Annotated in this window: 22 protein-coding genes; 9 read left to right on the top strand and 13 right to left on the bottom strand. The window is 67.8% G+C overall.

The annotated features are described in order from the left end of the window. The first annotated feature begins 2 nt into the window (after positions 1 to 2). Positions 3 to 2,765 (top strand): BTAD domain-containing putative transcriptional regulator, encoded by a 2,763-nt coding sequence (locus tag ACFVWG_RS32110; RefSeq protein WP_391547204.1) that lies wholly within the window; start codon positions 3 to 5, stop codon positions 2,763 to 2,765. Here the strand turns inward: ACFVWG_RS32110 and ACFVWG_RS32105 are convergent. Continuing rightward, on the bottom strand, positions 2,752 to 3,120 hold the full coding sequence (locus ACFVWG_RS32105) for a VOC family protein (RefSeq protein ID WP_391547203.1): 369 nt from the start codon (positions 3,118 to 3,120) through the stop codon (positions 2,752 to 2,754). The two genes, ACFVWG_RS32110 and ACFVWG_RS32105, sit on opposite strands and share 14 nt — an antisense overlap. Before the next feature lie 52 nt (positions 3,121 to 3,172). On the opposite strand from ACFVWG_RS32105, the gene ACFVWG_RS32100 reads away from it, so the two are divergent. Next, on the top strand, positions 3,173 to 4,105 hold the full coding sequence (locus ACFVWG_RS32100; RefSeq protein WP_391547202.1) for a helix-turn-helix transcriptional regulator: 933 nt from the start codon (positions 3,173 to 3,175) through the stop codon (positions 4,103 to 4,105). Here the strand turns inward: ACFVWG_RS32100 and ACFVWG_RS32095 are convergent. After that, entirely contained in the window at positions 4,092 to 4,997 is a 906-nt protein-coding gene (locus ACFVWG_RS32095) for a DUF2785 domain-containing protein (protein WP_391547201.1), read from the bottom strand. The two genes, ACFVWG_RS32100 and ACFVWG_RS32095, sit on opposite strands and share 14 nt — an antisense overlap. A 116-nt stretch (positions 4,998 to 5,113) precedes the next feature. Between ACFVWG_RS32095 and ACFVWG_RS32090 the strand changes: the two genes are divergently transcribed. Further along, positions 5,114 to 6,592 carry a sensor histidine kinase gene (locus ACFVWG_RS32090; RefSeq protein ID WP_391547200.1) on the top strand — a complete coding sequence of 493 codons (1,479 nt, stop codon included), beginning with the start codon at positions 5,114 to 5,116 and terminating at the stop codon, positions 6,590 to 6,592. 60 nt (positions 6,593 to 6,652) lie between these two features. Here the strand turns inward: ACFVWG_RS32090 and ACFVWG_RS32085 are convergent, their stop codons facing one another. Further along, complete coding sequence (locus tag ACFVWG_RS32085) at positions 6,653 to 6,904, bottom strand: WhiB family transcriptional regulator (protein WP_132169366.1); 252 nt, start codon at positions 6,902 to 6,904, stop codon at positions 6,653 to 6,655. Positions 6,905 to 7,438: 534 nt separating this feature from the next. Between ACFVWG_RS32085 and ACFVWG_RS32080 the strand changes: the two genes are divergently transcribed. Next, positions 7,439 to 7,771 carry a hypothetical protein gene (locus tag ACFVWG_RS32080; RefSeq protein ID WP_391547199.1) on the top strand — a complete coding sequence of 111 codons (333 nt, stop codon included), beginning with the start codon at positions 7,439 to 7,441 and terminating at the stop codon, positions 7,769 to 7,771. Between the two features lie 25 nt (positions 7,772 to 7,796). Here the strand turns inward: ACFVWG_RS32080 and ACFVWG_RS32075 are convergent, their stop codons facing one another. The 8 genes from ACFVWG_RS32075 to ACFVWG_RS32040 all read right to left on the bottom strand — a co-directional run bounded on the left by ACFVWG_RS32075 (position 7,797) and on the right by ACFVWG_RS32040 (position 14,487). After that, a complete protein-coding gene (locus tag ACFVWG_RS32075) occupies positions 7,797 to 8,585 on the bottom strand; it encodes an RNA polymerase sigma factor SigF (RefSeq protein ID WP_391547198.1) in 789 nt (262 codons plus the stop codon). 76 nt (positions 8,586 to 8,661) lie between these two features. Continuing rightward, complete coding sequence (locus ACFVWG_RS32070) at positions 8,662 to 9,054, bottom strand: ATP-binding protein (protein WP_391547197.1); 393 nt, start codon at positions 9,052 to 9,054, stop codon at positions 8,662 to 8,664. 94 nt (positions 9,055 to 9,148) lie between these two features. Then, entirely contained in the window at positions 9,149 to 9,946 is a 798-nt protein-coding gene (locus tag ACFVWG_RS32065) for an amino acid ABC transporter ATP-binding protein (RefSeq protein WP_391547196.1), read from the bottom strand. After that, complete coding sequence (locus ACFVWG_RS32060; RefSeq protein WP_391547195.1) at positions 9,946 to 10,920, bottom strand: amino acid ABC transporter permease; 975 nt, start codon at positions 10,918 to 10,920, stop codon at positions 9,946 to 9,948. Before ACFVWG_RS32060 ends, ACFVWG_RS32065 begins: the two co-directional genes overlap by 1 nt. Continuing rightward, on the bottom strand, positions 10,920 to 11,822 hold the full coding sequence (locus ACFVWG_RS32055) for an ABC transporter substrate-binding protein (protein ID WP_391547194.1): 903 nt from the start codon (positions 11,820 to 11,822) through the stop codon (positions 10,920 to 10,922). The genes ACFVWG_RS32060 and ACFVWG_RS32055 overlap by 1 nt, the downstream gene beginning before the upstream one ends. 259 nt (positions 11,823 to 12,081) lie before the next feature. Next, on the bottom strand, positions 12,082 to 12,834 hold the full coding sequence (locus ACFVWG_RS32050; RefSeq protein ID WP_391547193.1) for an amino acid ABC transporter ATP-binding protein: 753 nt from the start codon (positions 12,832 to 12,834) through the stop codon (positions 12,082 to 12,084). A gap of 1 nt (position 12,835) precedes the next feature. Beyond that, on the bottom strand, positions 12,836 to 13,657 hold the full coding sequence (locus ACFVWG_RS32045) for an amino acid ABC transporter permease (protein WP_391547192.1): 822 nt from the start codon (positions 13,655 to 13,657) through the stop codon (positions 12,836 to 12,838). Beyond that, positions 13,654 to 14,487 carry a transporter substrate-binding domain-containing protein gene (locus tag ACFVWG_RS32040; protein ID WP_391547191.1) on the bottom strand — a complete coding sequence of 278 codons (834 nt, stop codon included), beginning with the start codon at positions 14,485 to 14,487 and terminating at the stop codon, positions 13,654 to 13,656. The genes ACFVWG_RS32045 and ACFVWG_RS32040 overlap by 4 nt, the downstream gene beginning before the upstream one ends. A gap of 228 nt (positions 14,488 to 14,715) precedes the next feature. Between ACFVWG_RS32040 and ACFVWG_RS32035 the strand changes: the two genes are divergently transcribed. The 4 genes from ACFVWG_RS32035 to ACFVWG_RS32020 all read left to right on the top strand — a co-directional run bounded on the left by ACFVWG_RS32035 (position 14,716) and on the right by ACFVWG_RS32020 (position 17,982). Next, positions 14,716 to 15,927, top strand: coding sequence for an NADP-dependent malic enzyme (locus ACFVWG_RS32035; RefSeq protein WP_391547190.1), 1,212 nt, complete (start codon positions 14,716 to 14,718; stop codon positions 15,925 to 15,927). Between the two features lie 161 nt (positions 15,928 to 16,088). Beyond that, positions 16,089 to 17,057 carry a zinc-binding dehydrogenase gene (locus ACFVWG_RS32030; RefSeq protein ID WP_391547189.1) on the top strand — a complete coding sequence of 323 codons (969 nt, stop codon included), beginning with the start codon at positions 16,089 to 16,091 and terminating at the stop codon, positions 17,055 to 17,057. 1 nt (position 17,058) lies between these two features. Further along, complete coding sequence (locus ACFVWG_RS32025; protein ID WP_391547188.1) at positions 17,059 to 17,562, top strand: GNAT family N-acetyltransferase; 504 nt, start codon at positions 17,059 to 17,061, stop codon at positions 17,560 to 17,562. 120 nt (positions 17,563 to 17,682) lie between these two features. Further along, positions 17,683 to 17,982: a WhiB family transcriptional regulator gene (locus ACFVWG_RS32020; protein ID WP_391547187.1), complete on the top strand. Its 300-nt coding sequence runs from the start codon at positions 17,683 to 17,685 to the stop codon at positions 17,980 to 17,982. A 163-nt stretch (positions 17,983 to 18,145) separates the two neighbouring features. Here ACFVWG_RS32020 and ACFVWG_RS32015 read toward each other — a convergent pair whose 3' ends face one another. Continuing rightward, positions 18,146 to 19,375 carry a sodium:proton exchanger gene (locus ACFVWG_RS32015; protein WP_391547186.1) on the bottom strand — a complete coding sequence of 410 codons (1,230 nt, stop codon included), beginning with the start codon at positions 19,373 to 19,375 and terminating at the stop codon, positions 18,146 to 18,148. A 114-nt stretch (positions 19,376 to 19,489) separates the two neighbouring features. On the opposite strand from ACFVWG_RS32015, the gene ACFVWG_RS32010 reads away from it, so the two are divergent. Continuing rightward, complete coding sequence (locus ACFVWG_RS32010) at positions 19,490 to 19,843, top strand: ArsR/SmtB family transcription factor (RefSeq protein WP_391547185.1); 354 nt, start codon at positions 19,490 to 19,492, stop codon at positions 19,841 to 19,843. On the opposite strand, the gene ACFVWG_RS32005 is transcribed toward ACFVWG_RS32010, so the two are convergent. After that, entirely contained in the window at positions 19,840 to 20,559 is a 720-nt protein-coding gene (locus ACFVWG_RS32005; protein ID WP_391547184.1) for an AAA family ATPase, read from the bottom strand. The genes ACFVWG_RS32010 and ACFVWG_RS32005 overlap by 4 nt on opposite strands. Positions 20,560 to 20,572 lie beyond the last annotated feature (13 nt).

Genomic DNA, 20,572 nt, shown 5'->3' with positions numbered 1-20,572 from the left:
GCATGGGGGCAGCCGTGGACGTATTGGTCCTCGGCCCGACCCTGCTCAGAGCAAGCGGCACCCAGTACGGCGTCGCCCGGCCGCGTGAGCGAGCTCTGCTCGTCCGACTCGCACTGGCCCGAGGCCATGGTGTGCCGGACGGAGTGCTGGCCGCGGATGTGTGGGGCGGCGGGCAGGTGCAGAAACCGGGGGACCGGCTCCGGGTGCTGGTGCACCGGCTGCGACGCACGCTCGGGGACCACGCCGGGCTCGTCCACCGCACCGAGAACGGCTACGCCCTCGACACCAGCGGACCGGCCGACCTGGCCGAGGTCGAACGGCTGCTGTCGACGGTCGAGGCTGCTCGCCGAGATCAGGACTACAGCAAGGTGAGCGCCGCAGCGGCCGAGGCGCTCGCTCAGTGGCGTGGTCCGGCGCTGGAGGATCTGCGCGACATCCCCTTCGGCGCCGTCGAGGCGGCCCGGCTGGACCGCCTCTTCGTCGACCTGCAGACGAACCGGGTCGAGGCCGGGCTGGCCCGTGGCCTGGAGATGGTCACCGAGGCCGACGAGCTAGCGCGGCAGCATCCGCTGAACGAACGCCTGATCGGGCTGGCGGTGATCGCGCTGTACCGGGCCGGCCGGCAGGCCGATGCGCTCGCCCGGATCGCGACGCTGCGGACGACTCTGGCCGACCAGCTCGGCATTGACCCGTCGCCCGAAACCATCGATCTCGAGCTGAAGTTGCTGCGCCAGGATCCCTCCCTGCTGCCGGTCGTTCAGTCGCCTCGGATCGCCATAGCGCCGCCGGTCGCCCGCGCCGGAACCGCGATGGTTGGTCGCGACGGCGACCTCACCGCCCTGCTGGATCGTCTGGCCAGACCTGCCGTCGTTACCCTGACCGGTGGCCCCGGAGTGGGAAAGACCCGGTTGGCCAGAGAGATCGACGCAGCCGTCAGCCAGCAGGGCAGGGCGGCGTACTGGCTGGACCTGACCAGCATCACCACGGCTGAGACGCTGCTGCCCAGTCTCGCCGCGGCGGTGGCCGTCGAGGTCGGTCCGGACGGGTTGCTGGCGCGCTGTGTCGAGAAGCTCGCCGGCGGCCTGCTCGTCCTCGACAATGCCGAGCACCTGGTCGAGCCTGTCCGAGAACTGCTGTCTGGAATCGAGGGGGACCAGGTCTCCGTCCTGGTGACCTCCCAGCAGCCGGTCCGCGTCGTCGGCGAGCACGTACACCCAATCGGTCCGCTCGGCCGGGAGGCCGCCGCTCGCCTGTTCCGGGACCGCAGCCGGGTGCCGGCCGACGGCCATGACCAACTGATCGACGAGATCTGTACGGCGGTCGATCGGCTCCCGCTGGCCATCGAGCTCGCGGCCGGCCTGACCCGGACCCTGACCATCGAGCAGCTGGCGCTGCGGATCGACGACCGGTTGCGGCTGCTCGTCGGCGGCATGCGCTCGGCCGGCCGTCGGCACACCAGCCTGCGCTCCGCGATCGACTGGAGCTGCTCGCTCCTCGATCCGATCGGCCGCGAAGTTCTCTACCGGATCTCCGTCTTCGTCGGCGGCTGCACCCTGGAGGCCGCCGAACAGGTTGTCTGCGGCGCTGACGTCCCGCTGGAACCCGCGGACCTGAAGGCGGTTCTGGCCGACCTCTGCGAGCGGAGTCTGCTCACGATCCAGTCCGGTGAACAGGGCGACCGCTTCGCGCTGCTGCAGAGCATCCGGGACTACGCCCTCGAGCAATTGGGTGCCAGCGGGAACGAGGTCCGCGGCCGGCACGCGACGTGGTGCGCCGCACTCGCCGCGCGGACCTTTCGGGACGGCGGACCCGATCACGAGCTGGTGGTCCCCGAGTTGAACAGCGAAGCGGGTAACCTGCGAGCGGCCGTCGAATGGGCCTTGCGGACCCCGGGCGAGGCCGGCCGCGTTCTCGAGATCGCGGCGCCCACTGGGTGGTACTGGACGGGCATTGGCCTGATCGCCGAAAGCCGTGAGTGGCTGCGCCGGGCGCTCGACGCCGACGAGGAGGCGCCGACTGAGACCCGAGCCGTCGCGCTCCGGACCGCGGCCACGCTCACCCGCAACAACGGTGACCCGGCCGGGGCGCGACTGCTCGGTGACGAGGCTCTCCGCATCTACCGCCGCCTCGACGACCCCGAAGGCCTCATCTCGGCCCTGGTCGGACTCTGCTTCACCAACATGGCCCTGGGCGACCTGGACGTCGCAGTGCAGCTGGGACAGGAAGCCATCACGCTCGCCAAGCCGACCGGGAACACCAGGCTGCTCGCCACCGCGCTCAACATCACTGGTGGAGTGTTGCACCGGCTCGGCCGGATCGCTGAGGCTGAGCAGGCGTACGTGGACTCCTGCGAACTGTGGCGCAGCGCCGACGACCTGCGTGGCCTGGCCGGCACCCTCAGCAACCTCGGACAGATCTACCTGCAGACGGGAGATCTGACTGCCTTGCGCGAGCGGTCTCTGGAGGCCTTGCGGATCTACCAGCAGCTCGACCAGCTCGATGCCATGGTCGACTGCATCGATCACCTCGCCGCCAGCGAGCTGGCACTCGGCCACCACCGGCAGGCGCTCAGGCTGGTGACAGTCTCCGAAGCCCAGCGGGCCAGGACAGGCATTCCGTTGCTGCTTCCCGACGAGATCGAGGCCAGGAACGCCGTCGAACAGACTGCGCGCACCGCCCTTGGCCCCGAGGCCGCCGCAGTCGTCGCGGCGGCCCAGGACGAGCCGATCACCGCCCTGGTCGACGAGCTGCTCAGGGCCGGGTAAACAGGTTCACCAGGTTCCCGTCCGGGTCGCGCAGCATCGCCGACCGGTTCCCCCACGGCATCGTGGTCGGCGTCTGAACGAACTCCAGGTCGGCGAGCCGGGCGAACTCGGCATCGGTGTCCGGCACCTCGAACTCCAGGATCGCCGACCGATTCGCGGCCGCCGGTACGACGTCCGCGCCGTACAGCTGGTCGGTCAGCCGGCTGCTGGTGATGGCGAGGGTGCCGGCCGCGGTGCGGATCTCGGCGAAGACCGGGACCGGCCGGGTCGCGGTGAATCCGGTCAGGCGCTCGTAGAAGGCGGTCAGCCGGTCGACGTCGTCCGTCGCGATGCGGACCGAAGCAAAAGTAGTCATACACCGACCGTAGGACTAATACCGGACAGCTTCTGCCCGGTATTCTGACCCAATGTCCACCGCACGGGTCCTGGCACTCCTGGAGCTCCTCCAAGGCGGCGGCACCCGACGGGTCGCCGACCTGGCTGACCGCCTCGGTGTCGACGAGCGCACAGTCCGCCGGTACGCCGAGCACCTGGCCGACCTGGACATCCCCGTCCGGTCGGTTCGCGGCCGGTACGGCGGCTATCACCTCGCACCGGGCTACCGGATGCCCCCGCTGATGCTGACCGATGACGAGGCCGTCGCCGTGGCGATCGGGCTGGTGGTTGGCGGCCGGGCCGGACTGGTGCCGGAGTCGACCGCATCCGACAGTGCGCTGTCCAAGCTCCGGCGGGTGCTCCCCGCCCGGTTGGCCGACCGCCTCGGCGCATTGCTCACCACCTCGTCGTTCACCGCGCCCCGGCGGTCCGCCAAGCCCACCGACACCGCAGTGCTGCTCACCATCGCCGAGGCCGCGCGGGACCAGCGGGAGGTCCGGATCACCTACACCGACCGCCACGAGCACGTCACCTGGCGGACCATCGCGCCGTACGGCGTCGTCGCGCACGCCGGCCGCTGGTACGTCGCCACCGCCGACCGCACCTTCCGGCTGGACCGGATCGCCAAGGCATCGTTGCTAGCAGCAACCACTGACCCACCCGTCGGCGATCCGGCCCGTGCGGTCCTCGAGTCCTTGGCGAAGACCCCGCGGACCTACGCGGTCTCGGTCCGCGTGCGGGGCACGGTCGACGACGTACAGCGCAGGTTGCCACTCGGCCTGGCGCAGGTCACCCAGCTCGAGGAAAACCAGGTCCGGGTCGAGCTCCACGCCGAGCGACTCGACTGGGTACCCGCACTCCTTGCCGGGCTGGACCGGCCGTTCGTGATCGAGCATCCGCCCGAGCTGCGAAGCCAGGTCCACCGGCTGGCAGAACGGCTCGCCAGTTGGGCTACGAAGGATTAGCAGCCGGCCTGTAGATGTAGGGCTGTGAGCCCTGGACTGCTTCGGTGAGCATCAGGAGGAGGTCTGCGCGGGCCTCAATGGGCCGTCCGAACAGCTCATCGTCCCCAGGGATCGGGAAGCCCTTCACACCGATCGCCAGCTGGCTCAGCAGCACATGCAGGACACCGCGGGCGTTGAACACCGGGGGAGTCGGCCACTCGGGCAGGGTCTCGTGCATGAGCGGCTGCTGGGCCGCAGTCGCCGCAATGGGCTTCAGCCAGCGCTCCAGCTCGTCGCTCGTCAACATGTTGCGGTGCAGGATTGTCATCACCGCATGGGCGACCCGGTCGTGCTCCTCATGCACCCAGCGGTACTGCGTGTCCTTGACGATCCGGTCAGCCAGTACGTCGAGCAGCGCCCGGAGCACTCCGACATCGCAGTGCCGTGAGCGGGCCAACGCACCGATCGCGTCGGCGCCGTGGGCAACGGCATGGGCCCAGCCACAGTCCGGCACGTACCCGCGCAGGTCGCGCTCGCGCAGCAGCCAGGTGGCCAGCCGGTCGCCCCAGCGCATCACCACCTCGTCGTGGACCAGGAACTCGGCGTTGTCGCGGTGGATGACCTCAGCCAGCGTCAGCGCGGTGAAGGACCGGCGGAAGACGCTGTCGGTCCCCTCCTCACCCAGTCCGTAGGACAGGCCTGCGCAGAGGCCGTCGCCGAAGCCGGGCAGCAGGTCGTCGTACACGCCCCGCTCGAGCCAGGTCGCCAAAGTGGGATAGGCCAGTGCGTCGCGCACCTGCGGGTTGGTCGACGCCAGACCGCGGACAAGCTCTTCGGTGAGGTCGTTCAGCGCACGATCGTGGGGTACCGCGTAGTCCGCGGCCATCACGTCCTGCCAGTACGTCGACTCCACCAAAAAATCCTTCCGTTCGTCTGAGATCAAACACCTGTCTACACCCAAATGTCGAGCTGCCAGACCGGGGTGGTGGGGCGGGGGAGGTATAAGCACCCCTAGGTAGCATCAGCAGCGTGCCGTCTTTGAGTGACGTGGCCAGAAACCACACAACGTTGGACCAGGCCGACCTGGATCGCCTGCAGCTGCTCGTCTCGGACTGGCAGATGCTGGCGGACCTGTCGTTCGCCGATCTGGTCCTCTGGCTGCCCGACACCGAAGGCCTCGGCTTCTGGGCCGGTGCCCAGATGCGTCCGACCACCGGACCAACGGCGTACCTGGACGACATCGTCGGCAGCTTCATCCCGCGCGGCCGCCGGCACCTGCTGGACCAGGCCTACGACGGTGGCCGCATCTGCCGCGAAGGCGACCCGGAGTGGCGCGACGACGTACCGGTGCGGGTCGAGACGATCCCGGTACGGCGTGGCTCGCGCGTGATCGCGGTGATCGCGCGCAACACCAACCTGCTCGGTGTCCGAACCCCGTCCCGGCTGGAGATCGCCTACCTGCAGAGTGCCACCGATCTGGCCCGCATGATCACCGACGGCATCTTCCCGTACGGCGGGGAGCGGCTGCTGTCCACGTCGCCCCGAGTGGGGGACGGGTGCATCAGGGTCGATCGGCACGCCATGGTGACGTTCGCCAGCCCCAACGCGCTGTCGGCGTACCGGCGAATGGGTCTCGTCACCGATCTGGTCGGCAGCCGGCTCAAAGATGTCACCGCGGAGTTGCTGCATAGCGGACGCAAGGTCGACGACGTGCTGGCGACCGTGCTGACCGGACGCGCGGCGCAGGAGATCGAGATCGAGAACTCCGACGCGACGCTGTTCCTCCGAGCGATCCCGTTGCGGGCCGACGGTCAGCACGTGGGCGCTCTGATCCTGCTCCGGGACGTGACGGAGCTGCGCAGCCGGGAACGGGAGCTGGTCACCAAGGAGGCGACCATCCGGGAGATTCATCATCGCGTCAAGAACAACTTGCAGACCGTCGCCGCGTTACTGCGCATGCAGGGCCGCCGGATCACCGTGCCGGAAGCCCAGGAGGCGTTGGCCGAAGCGGTGCGCCGGGTCGGTTCGATCGCGATCGTGCACGAGACACTCTCCGAATCGTTCGACGAGCATGTGGACTTCGACGACGTGGCCGACCGGGTGGCCGCGATGGTGGCCGACGTGTCGACGGTCGCGACCGCGGTCGAGATCCGCCGTACCGGCAGTTTCGGGGTCCTGGACTCGGATCAGGCCACGCCGTTGGCGATGGTGCTGACCGAACTCATGCAGAACTCCGTGGAACATGCCTTCGGCACCCGCGACGGCGGGGAATCCAGTGGAGTCATCGAGCTGACCGGTGACCGGACAGTCGGCCGGTTGCATGTGACCGTCGTCGACGACGGTCAGGGACTGCCGGCGAACTTCGACTCCGAACTGTCCGGAAACCTTGGCCTGTCGATCGTTCGCACGCTGGTGCTGGGCGAGCTCGACGGCACGCTGGAGTTCGGCCCTCGCCGGGACGGCAAGGCAGGAACCCAAGTGACGCTGGACTTTCCGGTCGCCCACTGACCGCACCGCTGAACAGCAAAGGCCCCGCGGATCCCGCGGGGCCTCGACGAAACGCTCAGCTCAGGCGGTGCGGATGCGCTGGCGGGCGTTACGGCGCTTCAGCGCGCGTCGCTCGTCCTCGCTCAGGCCGCCCCAGACACCGTGGTCCTGGCCGGCTTCCAGTGCCCACGCGAGGCACTGCTCGCGCACGTCGCACCGGCGGCACACCTGCTTGGCCTCCTCGATCTGCATGATCGCGGGCCCGGTGTTGCCGATGGGGAAGAACAGTTCCGGGTCCTCATCGAGGCAAATGGCCCGGTGGCGCCAATCCATGGCGAATCCCATCTCTCTCAGTAGTGGAAGTACGCTGTCGGTTAGGTCTGTGCCCGATCAGCGGGTGCTGTACTCGTCGTACTTCTCGCGACGGAGGGGACCGTCAGGCGAGGGTCTGAAATGTTCGTGGCTAGTTGTGAACGCTTTCACGAACGACTCCATGTTCCCAATCTCAGGCGTGTGAAACAAGGGTTCTGGAGTTGTCGATCAGATCACAACACTTCCTTAACACTACGAACCGGTGCGTGACGGCCCACCTCGTCCGTTAACCGGACAGAGGCGCGAACTCGCAATCACCCGTTCACTGCAAGTAACCGATGGAACAACGCTTTGGTTACGCACAACCTCGAATCCCTGTGGGGCTGGGGTTCCGCTCACCCGGCCGGGGCGCGGGTAGAGGTGGTCGTCATCCCGTGCGCCCGAGTTCCCCGGCCCAACGCGCATTAAGCTGACGGAGTGCCGACCGACTCCCCAGCTGCCGTAGTACCGAGACCATTGAAGTTAGCCGCGGCGGTGGTCGCAGCGGAAGGGCTTGTGTTCGTCGTCCTCGGAATTGTCGAAGCATTTACGATGCACAGCTCCCGCCTGGTCCTCGGGCTCACCGTCACCGCGTTCTTCATCCTGTACGGCGTGGGGCTGGGCGCGGTCGCTCGCGGCCTGTTCCGGGCGTCGACCTGGAGCCGCGGGCCGGCCGTATTCACCCAGTTGATCCAGCTGGCACTGGCCTACAGCTTCTGGGGCAGCGGCACCAGAGGTGTCGGCTTCGCCCTCGCGGTGGCAGCGATCGCCATACTGATCGGGGTCTTTCGTAAAGAATCTACGAAGGCTTTGACGGACAACCCCGAAAAAGACCACCCGGTTCTTTAATGCCCGCAGTGGAATCCTTCAGCGGTTATTCCTTGAGCAGACCGGCGCGGAGTTCGGTCAAAGTGCGGGCGAGCAGCCGGGAGACGTGCATCTGCGAGATGCCGATCTCCTCGGCGATCTGGGACTGCGTCATCCCCCGGAAGAAGCGCAGCGTCAGGATCCGCTTCTCGCGGGTGTCCAGCTGGGCCAGCAGGGGTTTGAGCGACTCGCGGTACTCCACGCTCTCCAGCGCCTCGTCCTCGCCGCCCAGCCCGTCCAGGACCGTGGTCGCGTCGGACTCGTTCTGGTCCGGAGCGTCCAGGGACAAGGTGTTGTAGGCGTTCGCGGACTCGAGGCCCTCGATCACCAGGTCGGTCGGCAGGCTCAACCGCACGGACAGCTCGGCCACGGTCGGTGCCCGGCCGAGCTCCTGGGTCAGCTCGGCGGTCGCCGCGGTCAGCGACAACCGCAGCTCCTGCAGACGCCGGGGTACCCGGATCGCCCAGCCCTTGTCCCGGAAATACCGCTTGATCTCGCCGAGAATCGTCGGGGTCGCGTACGTCGAGAACTCGACCCCGCGGTCGGAGTCGAACCGGTCGATCGCCTTGATCAGGCCGATGGTCGCGACCTGCACCAGGTCGTCGTACGGCTCGCCTCTGTTGCGGAAGCGGCGGGCCAGATGCTCCACGAGCGGCATGTGCAGCGAGACCAGGCCATCGCGAGCAGCGTGGTGTTCCGGCGTACCGCGTCCGGCCGCGTGCATCGCAGCAAAGAAGGTGGCTGTTCGGGTGCGCAGATCGGGGTGGTCGTCAGCTGATGATCTGTCGTCGGTCATACCTCCGCCTCGCTGGCGCTCGGCTCCGGTCTGACAGAAATTTGTGCTCTGCCTTTGGTTCTCTCGCTACGCTCGTTCACAGGTTCTCCGCGACGCTGGCGGAGGCGGTCACGGTGATGGTGAGCCGGCCGTCGATCGTCTCGACGGCCGCGGTCTCGACCAGTGCGGTCAGCACGGTCCAGCCGAACGACGTGGTGTCCGGCGTCCAGCCCTCCGGTACGACGGCGCTCGTGCGGACCGTCAGTTGCGGCGGAGCGACCTCGAAAACGCACTCCAGCACGCCGTCCGTGGCCTGCGGGAGCAGCAGTGAGCACGCCTCGTCGACGGCGATCCGCAGATCGTCGATCGCGTCGACGGTGAAGTCGTTGCGCGCCGCGAGGTTGCCCACCACCGACCGCGGGACGGCGATGTACGCACCGTCGGCCGGGATACTCAGGCGGACCTCAGCGGATTGCCCCGTGCTGCTCACTTCGTCTCCTCCAGTTTGGCCTGACGCCGTACTTCTACCACTCTCACCGCATTTCAAGCACGGCGCCAACCCTTGAAGGGATCCTCAGCAGCGTTCAGACGTCGCGGAGGCTCTCTCCGGAGTGTTCAGCCGTCAGCCGGCTGAGGAACGTCTTGGTGCGCTGGTGTTGCGGGTTGCCGATCACGTCGGCCGGGGAACCGGCCTCGACGACCACGCCGCCGTCCATGAAGACGACCGTGTCGGCGACCTCGCGGGCGAACGACATCTCATGGGTGACGACGATCATCGTCATCCCGTCGGCCGCCAGTTCGCGCATCACCGAGAGCACCTCGCCGACCAGTTCGGGGTCGAGCGCGGAGGTCGGTTCGTCGAACAACATCAGCTTCGGCTGCATGGCCAGGGCTCGCGCGATGGCAACTCGTTGCTGCTGGCCACCGGACAACTGCGCCGGGTACGCCGCACAACGGTCACCCAGCCCGACCCGGTCGAGCAGCGACTGGGCGCGCTCGCGGGCCACCTTCTTCGACTCGCCCTTGACCTGGACCGGCGCCTCGGCCACGTTCTCGATCGCGGTCATGTGCGGGAACAGGTTGAACCGCTGGAAGACCATCCCGATCTCGCGCCGCTGCGCCGCGATCTCCTTGTCCTTCAGGCGATACAGCTTGTCCCCACGCTCGGCGTACCCCATCAGGTCGCCGTCGACCCAGATCCGGCCGCCGTCGATCGTCTCGAGCTGGTTGATACAGCGCAGGAACGTCGTCTTGCCCGACCCCGAAGGCCCGAGCAGACAGACCACCTGGCCGGCGTCGACGTCGAGGTCGATGCCCTTCAGTACCTCGTTGTGGTGGAACGACTTGGTCACGTTGACCGCATGCACCAACGACTCAGTCATCACGCACCCCCTGCCCCGGCCGGACGGGCCGCCCGCGGCGCCGCCGGCGTCGTACCGAATCCGCGGCCGAACCGCCGCTCGAGGAAGTACTGGCCGACCATCAGCACACTGGTCGCGGCCAGGTAGTACAGCGTCGCGGCGACCGCGATCGGGAACGTCTTGTAGTACGTGCTGCCGATCGACTGCAGCTGGTAGAACAGCTCGCCGATCACTGGGACGGCGAGGAGCAGTGACGTATCTTTCAGCATCGCGATCGTCTCGTTGCCGGTCGGCGGCACGATCACCCGCATCGCCTGTGGCAGCACGACCCGGCGCATCGCCTTGCCCTTGCTCATCCCGAGCGCCTCGGCAGCCTCGGCCTGGCCCTTGTCCACCGACATGATCCCGGCGCGGGCGATTTCAGCCATGTACGCTGCCTCGGACAGCCCGAGGCCGATCACACCGGCGACGAGCCCGGTGAACACCTGGTTGGCGTCCAGGGTCAGGAACCGCCAGTCACCCGACATCCCCAGCCAGTCGATGATCTTCCAGTCGAACGGGATGCCGAGGGCGACGCCGTTCGGGAAGAGCACCCCCAGCGTGCCCATCGTGAACAGCAGCAGGTACCGCGGGACGCTGCGGAAGAACCAGGTGAACGCCCAGGAGACCCCGGACAGGATCGGGTTGTCCGACAGCCGCATCACGGCCAGCAGCACCCCGCCGCCGACACCGACGACCATCGACAGCACGGTGACCAGCAGCGTGCCCTTGAGGAAGCCGTTGATCACCGGCTTCTGGTTCATCGCCTCGAAGGCGAACTTCCAGTCGAAGGCCTTGTTGGTGAGCAGCAGGTGCAGCAGCATCGCGACCAGGACCGCGATCACCGCGATCGCGACCCAGCGGCCGGGATGCCGGACCGGTACGGCGTCGATCGCGCCCGGCCGGTTGTCCGTCGTACCGGCCGGGGTGCTGTCCGAGGTGGTGTCCGCACTCATCAGGGGTTGACCGCGAAGTCGCTGATCGCTCCCGACTCGTTGTTCCACTTGGCCAGCGCGGCCTTGTAGGAACCGTCGGCGGCCGACGCCTTCAGCGCCTCGGCGATCGCCTTCGCGAAGTCGGCCTGGGCCTTCGGGATCACGTAGCCGTACGGAGCGGCGTCGTAGATCTCACCGAGCTGCTCGAGGGCGCCGTTGGTCTGCTTGACCGCGTACAGCGAGACGGGGGAGTCGGCGAGCATGGCGTCGGCCTTGCCGGCTACCAGGTCCGCGGTCGCCTGGTCCTGCTTGTCGCGGACGACCAGCTTGATCTCTGGCTTGCCGTCGGTCTTGCACTTGGCCTGCCGCTTCGGCAGGTCGTCCTCGAGTTGCGTGGTGCCCTTCTGGACGGCGACCGTCTTGCCGCAGGCGTCGTCGGCGTTGACACCCTTGGGGTTGCCCTTCGCGGTCACCCACAGGGTGCCGGCGCTGAAGTAGCTGACCATGTTGACCTGCTGCTTGCGCTTGTCGTTGATCGTGAACGACGAGATGCCCATGTCGTACTTGCCGCCCTGGACACCGGTGATGATGGTGTCGAAGCCGGCCGGCTGCCAGTCCACGGTGACGCCGAACTTCGCGGCGACGGCGTTGAACAGGTCGACGTCCATCCCGACCACGGTCTTGCCGCCCTCGAGCGACTCGTTCGGCGGGTAGCTCGCGTCGACACCGACGACGATCTTCTTGGCCGCGGCGATCTTCGGCGGGAGCGCGGCGGCCAAGGCCGGGTCGACGGACGCCGGTCCGCTCGTGGGAGCGCTCGGGCTGGAGCCGGAACCGTTGTTCTCGAGCGAGTTCGAGCCGCAGCCGGCCGCAGCCAGAACCAAGACACCCGACAGTACGAGCGTCCTCCGCAGGACAGACATCTAGTCCTCCAAGACCGGGCGCCGACCGGATTCCGGCGCCGTGTGGTCCGCATCTTGACACAGGGCGCTACCCCGCACGCAGCGTTATCCCCCGAATGGAGACCTATTCGTAGTGGATCCCCTGCATCCCGTCCACACCCCACTACCCACCGTCACCACCGAACCCCTCATTTCGGTGGCTAGCCACCGAAATGAGGGGTTCTGCACCCTGAACCACGGTGCAGAACCCCCAAGGGCGGTGCCTAGGCAGCCAAATGCGTCAGTTGTCCTGGACGTGGGTGGGGTCGAGGACGCGCTTCAGGAAGAGTTTGGTGCGCTCCTCCTGGGGGTTGCCGATGACATCGGCGGGGGCGCCCTGCTCGACGATCACGCCGCCGTCCATGAAGACGACGCGGTCGGCGACCTCGCGGGCGAAGGCCATCTCGTGGGTGACGACGAGCATCGTCATCCCTTCGAGGGCGAGTTTGCGCATCACGGTCAGTACGTCGCCGACGAGCTCGGGGTCGAGCGCGGAGGTCGGCTCGTCGAAGAGCATCAGGGCCGGGTCCATCGAGAGTGCCCGGGCGATGGCGACGCGCTGCTGCTGGCCGCCGGAGAGCTGGGCCGGGTACGCGGTGACCTTGTCGTTCAGGCCCACCCGGTCGAGGTTGCCGCGGGCGATCCGGTCGGCGTCGGCCTGCGTGCGCTTCAGGACCGTGGTCTGGGCGACCGTGCAGTTGGTCAGCACGTTCAGGTGCGGGAACAGGTTGAACTGCTGGAACACCATGCCGATCCCCGCACGAGCGGCGTCCAGGTGGCAGTCCGGGTCGGTGATGTCCTCACCGCGAACGATCACCTGGCCTTCCTCGGGCACCTCGAGCAGGTTGACGCAGCGCAGCAGGGTCGACTTGCCCGAGCCGGACGGTCCGATCACGCAGACGACCTCGCCCTGCTCGACGGTGAAGTCGATACCGCGCAGGACGTGGTTGCTGCCGAAGGACTTGTGCAGGTTGTGGATTTCTACCAGGGCCATGTCAGCGGCTCTTCTCTGAGCGGGCCTCGAGCCGGCGGACCAGGATGCCGAGCGGGAGGGTGATGATCAGGTAGCAGAAGCCGCAGACCACGATCGGGGTCAGGTTCGAGTACGTGTTGGCCAGGTCGCGACCGAATCCGGTCAGCTCGTAGCCGTCGGCCGCGACCCCGATGATGAAGACCAGCGAGGAGTCCTTGACCAGCAGGATCAGGTCGTTGGTCAGCGGCGCCAGCACGATCCGGAAGGCCTGCGGCAGGACGACCTTGCGCAGCGCGAGACCGGGTGACATGCCCAGTGAGCGGGCCGCCTCGATCTGGCCCTTCGGTACGGCCTGGATCCCGGCCCGGATCACCTCGGCCATGTACGCCGAGGCGACGATCCCGAGCGCGAGCCAGACAACGCCGTACGGGTCGAGAGGGATCGTCATGCCCTCGAACGCCAGCGGCAGCAGGCTGAACGCGATGAAGACCACGATCGCCGGCAGACCGCGGAAGAACTCGATGTAGGCGGTCGCGATCCAGCGGTACGGACCGACGCTGCTGAGCCGCATCAGCGCCAGCACCGTGCCACCGGCCAGGCCGATCACGAACGCGCCGGCCGTGTACTCGACCGTCTTGACGAGAGCCTGCAGGACGCCGTCCTGGAAGGTCGACTTGATGAACTCCGGCTTGAAGAACACCGAGCCGATCTGGCCCCAGTCGGCGCTGAACAGCGCGATCAGGAGCAGGACGACGAGAACGGCGTATTGGACCAGGCGCGAGCGCTGGGCCCGCTTGCGCGGGCTCAGCCCCTTACGGACGACGGTATCGGTGGGGGTACTCACTTCTTCGGCTCAACCCCGAACCACTTCTTGTAGAGCTCGTTGTACTTGCCGTCGGTCTTCGCCTTGGCCAGCAGTTCGTTGAACTTGGCGACGACCTTCGGCCCGCTGCCGTCCTTCAGCGCGGCGAAGCCGTACTGCTCACCGGTGTCGAACTCGGTCACGACGGCCAGGTCCGGGTTGTCCTTGACGAAGTCGTAGATCGCGCCGTTGTCGTTGATCGCGGCGGCCACCCGGCCGGACTTGACGTTGTTCATCTGCAGGGCCAGGTCGTTGAACGGGATCACGGTGTAACCGTTCTCCTTGGCGTACTTGTCGGCGTAGTCCTTGCCGGTGGTGTCGCCCTGGGCGCCGAGCTTCTTGCCGCGCAGGTCGGCCAGGCTCCTGATGCCGGAGTCCTTCTTGGCCAGCAGCACCTGGGTCGCGTCCATGTACGGGTCGGTGATGCTGAGCGCGGCCTTGCGCGGCTCGTTGATCGTCATCGCGCCCATGCCGACATCGCACTTCTTCGCCTTGAACGCGGCGCCCGAGGTGACCTGGGCCCACTCGATGCTGATCACGTCGACCTTCAGTCCGAGGTCGTCGGCCAGCAACGTCAGCAGGTCGGTGTCGAAGCCGACGACCTTGGTACCGTCCTTGAACTCGAACGGCTTGTACGGCAGGTGCGTGCAGATCGTCAGCGTGCCGGACTTCACCAGCTCGATCCCGGCGGCCTTCGCCTTGTCGTCGGAACCCCCGCTGCCCGAGCCGTTGCCGCAGGCGGCCAGCGAGAGCGCGAGGACGGCGGCGGCCGTGGCAGCCAGGGGCCGGCGGTGTTTGCGGACGATGTTCATCGCGATGACTCCTCGGCAGGGGTGTGAATTCTCGAATCCTGGCACAGCGGGGAGTTCCCGGCCGGGAGTTCGCCGTGATCGTTATAGGTGTGGGGCCGCTCACAGCAGACCAGTGAGCGCTGTGGTTTACTCGATCAGCACGGGTGACCCCCTGGAAACAGCGCCGTTTCGACGCATCAACGTCGGGCGCGCCCAGTCTTGTTCGCACACTCCCTGAGGGGTTTTGTCATGGTCGCCCAACCTGTTTCTGCTGTTGTCACCGATCCCGCCGCGTTCGATCCTTATGGCGGTGATCCGGTCTTCGAGCTGCACCGCGGCGGCAAGATCGAGGTGACGTCCTCGGTGCACGTGACCGACGCCGCCGAGCTGTCCAAGGCCTACACGCCCGGCGTCGCCCGAGTCTGTACGGCGATCGCCGAGGACCCGTCGTTGGCCCGCCGCTACACGTGGCGCTCGAACGTGGTCGCAGTCGTCACGGATGGAACCGCCGTACTGGGTCTTGGCGACATCGGGCCGACCGCGTCCCTGCCGGTGATGGAGGGCAAGGCGCTGCTGTTCAAGGAGTTCGGTGGCGTCGACTCGGTGCCGATCGCGCTGGACTGCACAGACGTGGACGAGTTCGTCGAGACGGTCGTGCGGATGGCGCCGTCGTTCGGCGGGATCAACCTCGAGGACATCTCCGCACCGCGCTGCTTCGAGATCGAGCGCCGGCTGAAGGAGCGCCTCGACATCCCGGTCTTCCACGACGACCAGCACGGTACGGCGGTCGTCGTACTGGCTGCTCTTCGGAATGCGCTCCGGGTCACGGGCAAGGACATCTCCGCCATCCGGGTGGTCATCTCGGGAGCCGGTGCGGCCGGAGTGGCGTGTGCACGCATCCTGCTGCAGGCCGGTGTGGGTGACCTCGCGGTCGTTGATTCGAAGGGCGTGCTGCATGAGGACCGGGCGGACCTGAACCCGGTGAAGCTGTCGCTGGCCCGCGACACGAACACCGGCGGCCTGTCGGGTCGGCTCGTGGACGCGTTGGACGGTGCAGACGTCTTCATCGGTGTCTCGGGTGGGACGGTGCCGGAGGAAGCGATCGCGCGGATGGCGCCGGATGCGATGATCTTCGCCCTCGCCAACCCGAACCCCGAGGTGCACCCCGACATCGCACACCGGCACGCCGCAGTCGTCGCGACCGGTCGCTCGGACTTCCCGAACCAGATCAACAACGTGCTGGCGTTCCCCGGCATCTTCCGCGGCGCCTTCGACTCGAACGCTTCCCGCATCACCGAAGGCATGAAGCTGGCCGCCGCCGAGGCCCTGGCCGGCCTGATCTCCGAGGCCGACCTCCGCCCCGACTACATCATCCCCTCGCCCTTCGACGAGCGAGTCGCCCCCGCCGTAGCCGCCGCAGTCGCCACCGCCGCCCACACCGACCACGTAGCCCGCCCCTAACCCCACCTCTCTCCCGACCCCGATTTCCCTGGCTCGCCAGGCAAATCGGGGGTTCTCCACCGTGATTCAGAGTGCGGAACCCCCGATTTGAGTGCCTAGCCAGGCAAATGGAGGACGGGAGGGGAGTGTGGGGGTGGGCTCGAGAAACTAGGGTGGTTTGCATGCTTGCTGCTTATGCTGCGCGGTTCGATGCCGAGGATCCGGTGGGGGCGCTCGAGGTGGGGGAGCGGCCGGAGCCGGAGGCGCGGGACGGGTGGGTGACGATCGATGTGAAGGCGTCGGCGTTGAACCACCACGACCTGTGGTCCTTGAAGGGCGTGGGGCTGCCGGAGGCGAACCTGCCGATGATCCTCGGGTGTGACGCGGCGGGGGTCGATCCGGACGGCAATGAGGTCGTGGTGCATGCGGTGATCTCGGATCCGGGGTGGCACGGAGACGAGACGCTGGACCCGAAGCGCTCGTTGCTTAGTGAGCGGTACGACGGGACGCTGGCCGCGAAGGTATCCGTGCCGGCGCGGAACGTCGTACCGAAGCCTGCTGGGTTGAGCTTCGAGCAGGCTGCATGTCTGCCGACCGCCTGGCTGACGGCGTACCGGATGTTGTTCACCCAGTCGGACCTGAAGCCGGGGGACACGGTGCTGGTCCAGGGTGCGGGTGGTGGGGTCGCGACCTCGCTGATCACGCTGGCGCGGGCGGCCGGGATCCGGGTGTGGGCGACCAGCCGGGACGAGGCGAAGCGGGCGAAGGCGCTGGAGATCGGCGCGCACGACGTGTTCGAGTCCGGCGCGCGGCTGCCGGAGCGGGTGGACGCGGTGATGGAGACAGTCGGGCAGGCCACCTGGTCGCACTCGATGAAGTCGCTGAAGCAAGGCGGCACGCTGGTGATCTCGGGCGCGACGAGTGGGCAGGCGCCGAAGTCGGCTGAGCTGAACCGGATCTTCTTCCTGCAGCTCAGGGTGCAGGGATCGACGATGGGCACGCGGACAGAGCTGAGTCAGCTGGTCCAGTTCATGGCGAACGCCGGGATCGAGCCGCACATCGACACCGTGCTGCCGCTGGCCGAGGCGCGGGACGGGTTCGCGAAGCTCAATTCGGGTGACGTATTCGGGAAGATCGTCTTCACTGTCTGACATGACTCCGGAGATCCGCCAGGCGACCGTCGACGATGCCGAAGCCGCCGCCTGGTGTCACCTGCTGTGCTGGCAGGAGGCGTACGCCGGTCTCGCGCCGGCCGACCTCCTGGCCCAGCGGACCGCGAATGTGGAGCGGCGGATCGAGCGCTGGACCCAGGCGCTCGCGGAAGGGCATACCCGCTGGCTCGCGATCAATCCAGATCCTGCGGTGGATGTGCGGGAGCGGGTGGCCGGGTTCGCGATCAGCAGTCCGGGGCGGGACGAGGACTCACCGGCGCCGTTGGAGCTGCAGGCGATCTACACCCGGCAGGCCTGGTGGGGGACCGGGCTCGGCCGGCGGCTGCTGGAGGTTGCCGTCGGCAAGGATCCGGCGTACCTCTGGGTGTTCGAGAACAACGAGCGGGCGCTGGGGTTCTACGGACGGCACGGCTTCGTGGCGGACGGTGAGCGGCTGCACGACGAGTTCTTCGATCTGTGGGAGATCCGTCTCGTCCGGACATGACGTTTCATGCCGGAAACATTCGCGTCGCACCGAGGCAACGCACGTGACGCACGCTGTTCCTACCGCCGGGAAACCCCTTGCGGATTCGATCCGCCCGATCGATGAGGAGCAGGAGTGCCCATGAGGCCGCTTTTGACGGTGATCGTCGACCCCGCCGACAACTGGATGAGCCGCGCCGCGTGCGTCGGCCAGGCCCCGTCGTACGACGAGAGCGCCAGCCAGTGGGAGCAGCGCAAGGCGCAGGCGATCTGCCTGACCTCCTGCCCGGTGCTCGAGGAGTGCCGCGAATGGGCCCGCCGGACCAAGTTCACCGGCACCGCCGCCGGCGAGAAGTTCCTCTCCGGACGTCGCCGCGGCCGCCCCGGCCCGCAGGAGCGCCGTACCCGCATCGTCACCGTCGAAGAGCAGCAGGCCAGCTGACCCTCACCCTCGCCCGCACCCCCGTCTCGCGGGTGCGGGCTCGTCCCATTTCGGGTGCGAGCTCGTTCCATTTGATGGGCTGACCCACCGGAGTGCGGGTGGACCCACCGCATGCGGCTGGCCCACCCACAACGGGATGGGCCGGCCCACGAAATGGGGGTGGTCAGGCGTCGACGAGTTCGCGGTCGTCGCGGGCGGTGGCCTCGGGCTTGCGGAAGGGGGCTCGGAGGGTGACGGCGAGGTGGTGGCGGTTGCGGATCACGGCGATGATCGCGAGCACGAGGTAGAGGGCGCTCAGGATGTAGCGGCCGGTCTGACCCGGTACGGCGAACTGGATCGCGAACAGGCCGAGTAGCGTCCAGGCGGCCCAGCGGGGGAAGCGCAGGTTCAGCAGGATCGCGATCCCGAGCAGCGTCTGGGTGGCGGTGAGCAGGAACTCCTCGATCTGCCGGCCGTCGAGGTGCAGGGCCGATGGACCGCCGCCGATGCCGTAGGCGATCGGGAGGCTGCCGATCAGCAGGGTCCACTGGTTCACCTTGGCCGAGATCAGCAGGCCGAGTGCTGCCGCGCCCTTGCCGCGCCAGGCGAACAGGATCGCGACGATGAACTCCGGCGCCTCGGACGCCAACGGCGCCAGCCACTGGACGAGCAGGAACTGGTCGATCCCCAGCGCCTGACCACCCTGCACGAGCGAGTCGGCGAACGGTTCGGCGGACGCCAGGATCACCACGGCAGCGACCACGAACATCCCGATCACCGCGATCCGGCGCTGCACGGTCGGCAGCCCGCCGATCCGCGCGGCCGGGCCGATCAGGTCCGGCTCCTCGTCGTGCCCGGAGACGGCGGCGCGGTACAGGTAGAAGGCGAAGAACGCGAGCAGCGCGATCCCGAGCGCCAGGTGAATCTCGCCGGTGACCGGGATCACGAACGCGACCACACCGGCGATCGCCAGGAAACCGAGCTCGCGACGGTACCCCGACTCGAGAACGAGCTCCTTCACGGTTCGCCCGCTGCGCCGCGAGGCGACGTACAGGCTGATCAGTACGACGCTCGACCAGCCGAGGCCGAGCAGCAACCGGTTCGAGCCGGTCATGTTGGCGGCGGCGTACTGCACGTAGTCGGGGTTGCTCCCGGCGGTGTGCGCGAAGTAGAGGTCCACCGCGTACTCCGGGAGGACGGCGATCACCGCGAGCAGCGCGATCGCCAGGCCGCCGGAGATGTCCACCTCCGCGGCCTCGGCCGCCCAGGCGAGCACGAACGACGCGGCCACGACCGCGAGCCCGAAGACCAGCATCGAGACGAGGGCCGGCGGGTGGATGCCGGCCAGCCGCAGCGTGACGGCGGGAACCGCCACCAGCAGCAGCATCAGCACTGGGCGAAGCGCTCTGAACATGGTTCCAGCCTGCCACCGTTTTGATACTTTCGCAATTGCGAAAGTGTGAGACCGTCCTCACCACGGCCCGGCGGGCTACTGCACGGCCCGTTCACCGGTCACAATGACTGCGCGATGACGACGTATCCCGAACCCACGAAGGCCCAGCTGGAATCCGCCGCCGGTACCTTCGCAATGCTGTCCGCCCCGGTGCGGCTGCATCTGGTTGCCCTGGCGGCCCAAGGCGAGTACGACGTCGGCACCCTGGCCGACCGCGTCGGCGTCAGTATCGCCACCGCCAGCCAGCACCTCGGCAAACTCCGCCTGGCCGGCATCATCACCGCCCGCCGCGAAGGCCGCCGGCACATCTACACCGTCGACGACCCGCACGTCCTCAACCTCGTCGACCAGATCTTCGAACACATCGCCCCCGACGGCTCGCTGGCCCCCGACCCACCCCGCCGTACCAGGCCCCCGCACACCGACTAGAGGACATGGCGCAGGTAGCGCGCGGGCTCTTGGAGGTAGGACTTCCAGTTCTGGACGAGCTGGAGGTCTTCCCAGTCGGTACGGCGGATGCCCCACTCGCCGACCTCCAGGATCGTGGCGTTGGGGAGGGCTGCGATCACGGGGGAGTGGGTCGCGCAGAGGACCTGGGCTCCACCAACAGCGAGTTCGGAGAGGACACCGACCAGGGCAAGGCTGCTGGCGAAGGAGAGAGCCGACTCCGGCTCGTCGAGGCAGTAGAGGCCGGGGCTGTTGAAGCGGCTGCGGAGGATCTCGAGGAAGCCCTCGCCGTGGCTGAGCTCGTGGAAGTTCGGATCGCCGGAAGCGCCGGGGTTCTGCTCGAGGTAGGTGTAGAAGCCGTGCATGGTTTCGGCGCGCAGAAAGAAGCCCCAACGGGGTGCGCCTGCGCCGCGAGTGAGTTGCAGCTGACCGGACAGCGGTGACTCGGTTGCCCGCGTTGTGAGGCGGGCGTTGGTTGAGCCGCCCTCAGGAGACATGCCGAACGCAATCGCGATCGCCTCGACCAGAGTGGACTTGCCGGCGCCGTTCTCACCGACCAGGAACGTGACGCCGGGATCGAGGTCCAGGCCGTCGGTCAGCACCTGCCGTACGGCGGGAATCGTGTGCGGCCAGGAGCCGGACAGCGAAATGCCCTCCGCCGCAGCGACCCGGCGTACCGGGTGGGTGGCGAAGGGCATTCGATCAGGCTAG

Origin of the sequence: Kribbella sp. NPDC058245, from assembly GCF_042882005.1 — a bacterium.
Classification (GTDB): Bacteria; Actinomycetota; Actinomycetes; order Propionibacteriales; family Kribbellaceae; genus Kribbella.
Note: the sequence above shows the minus strand (reverse complement) of the source record. Positions and strands in the feature narration are given on the sequence as shown.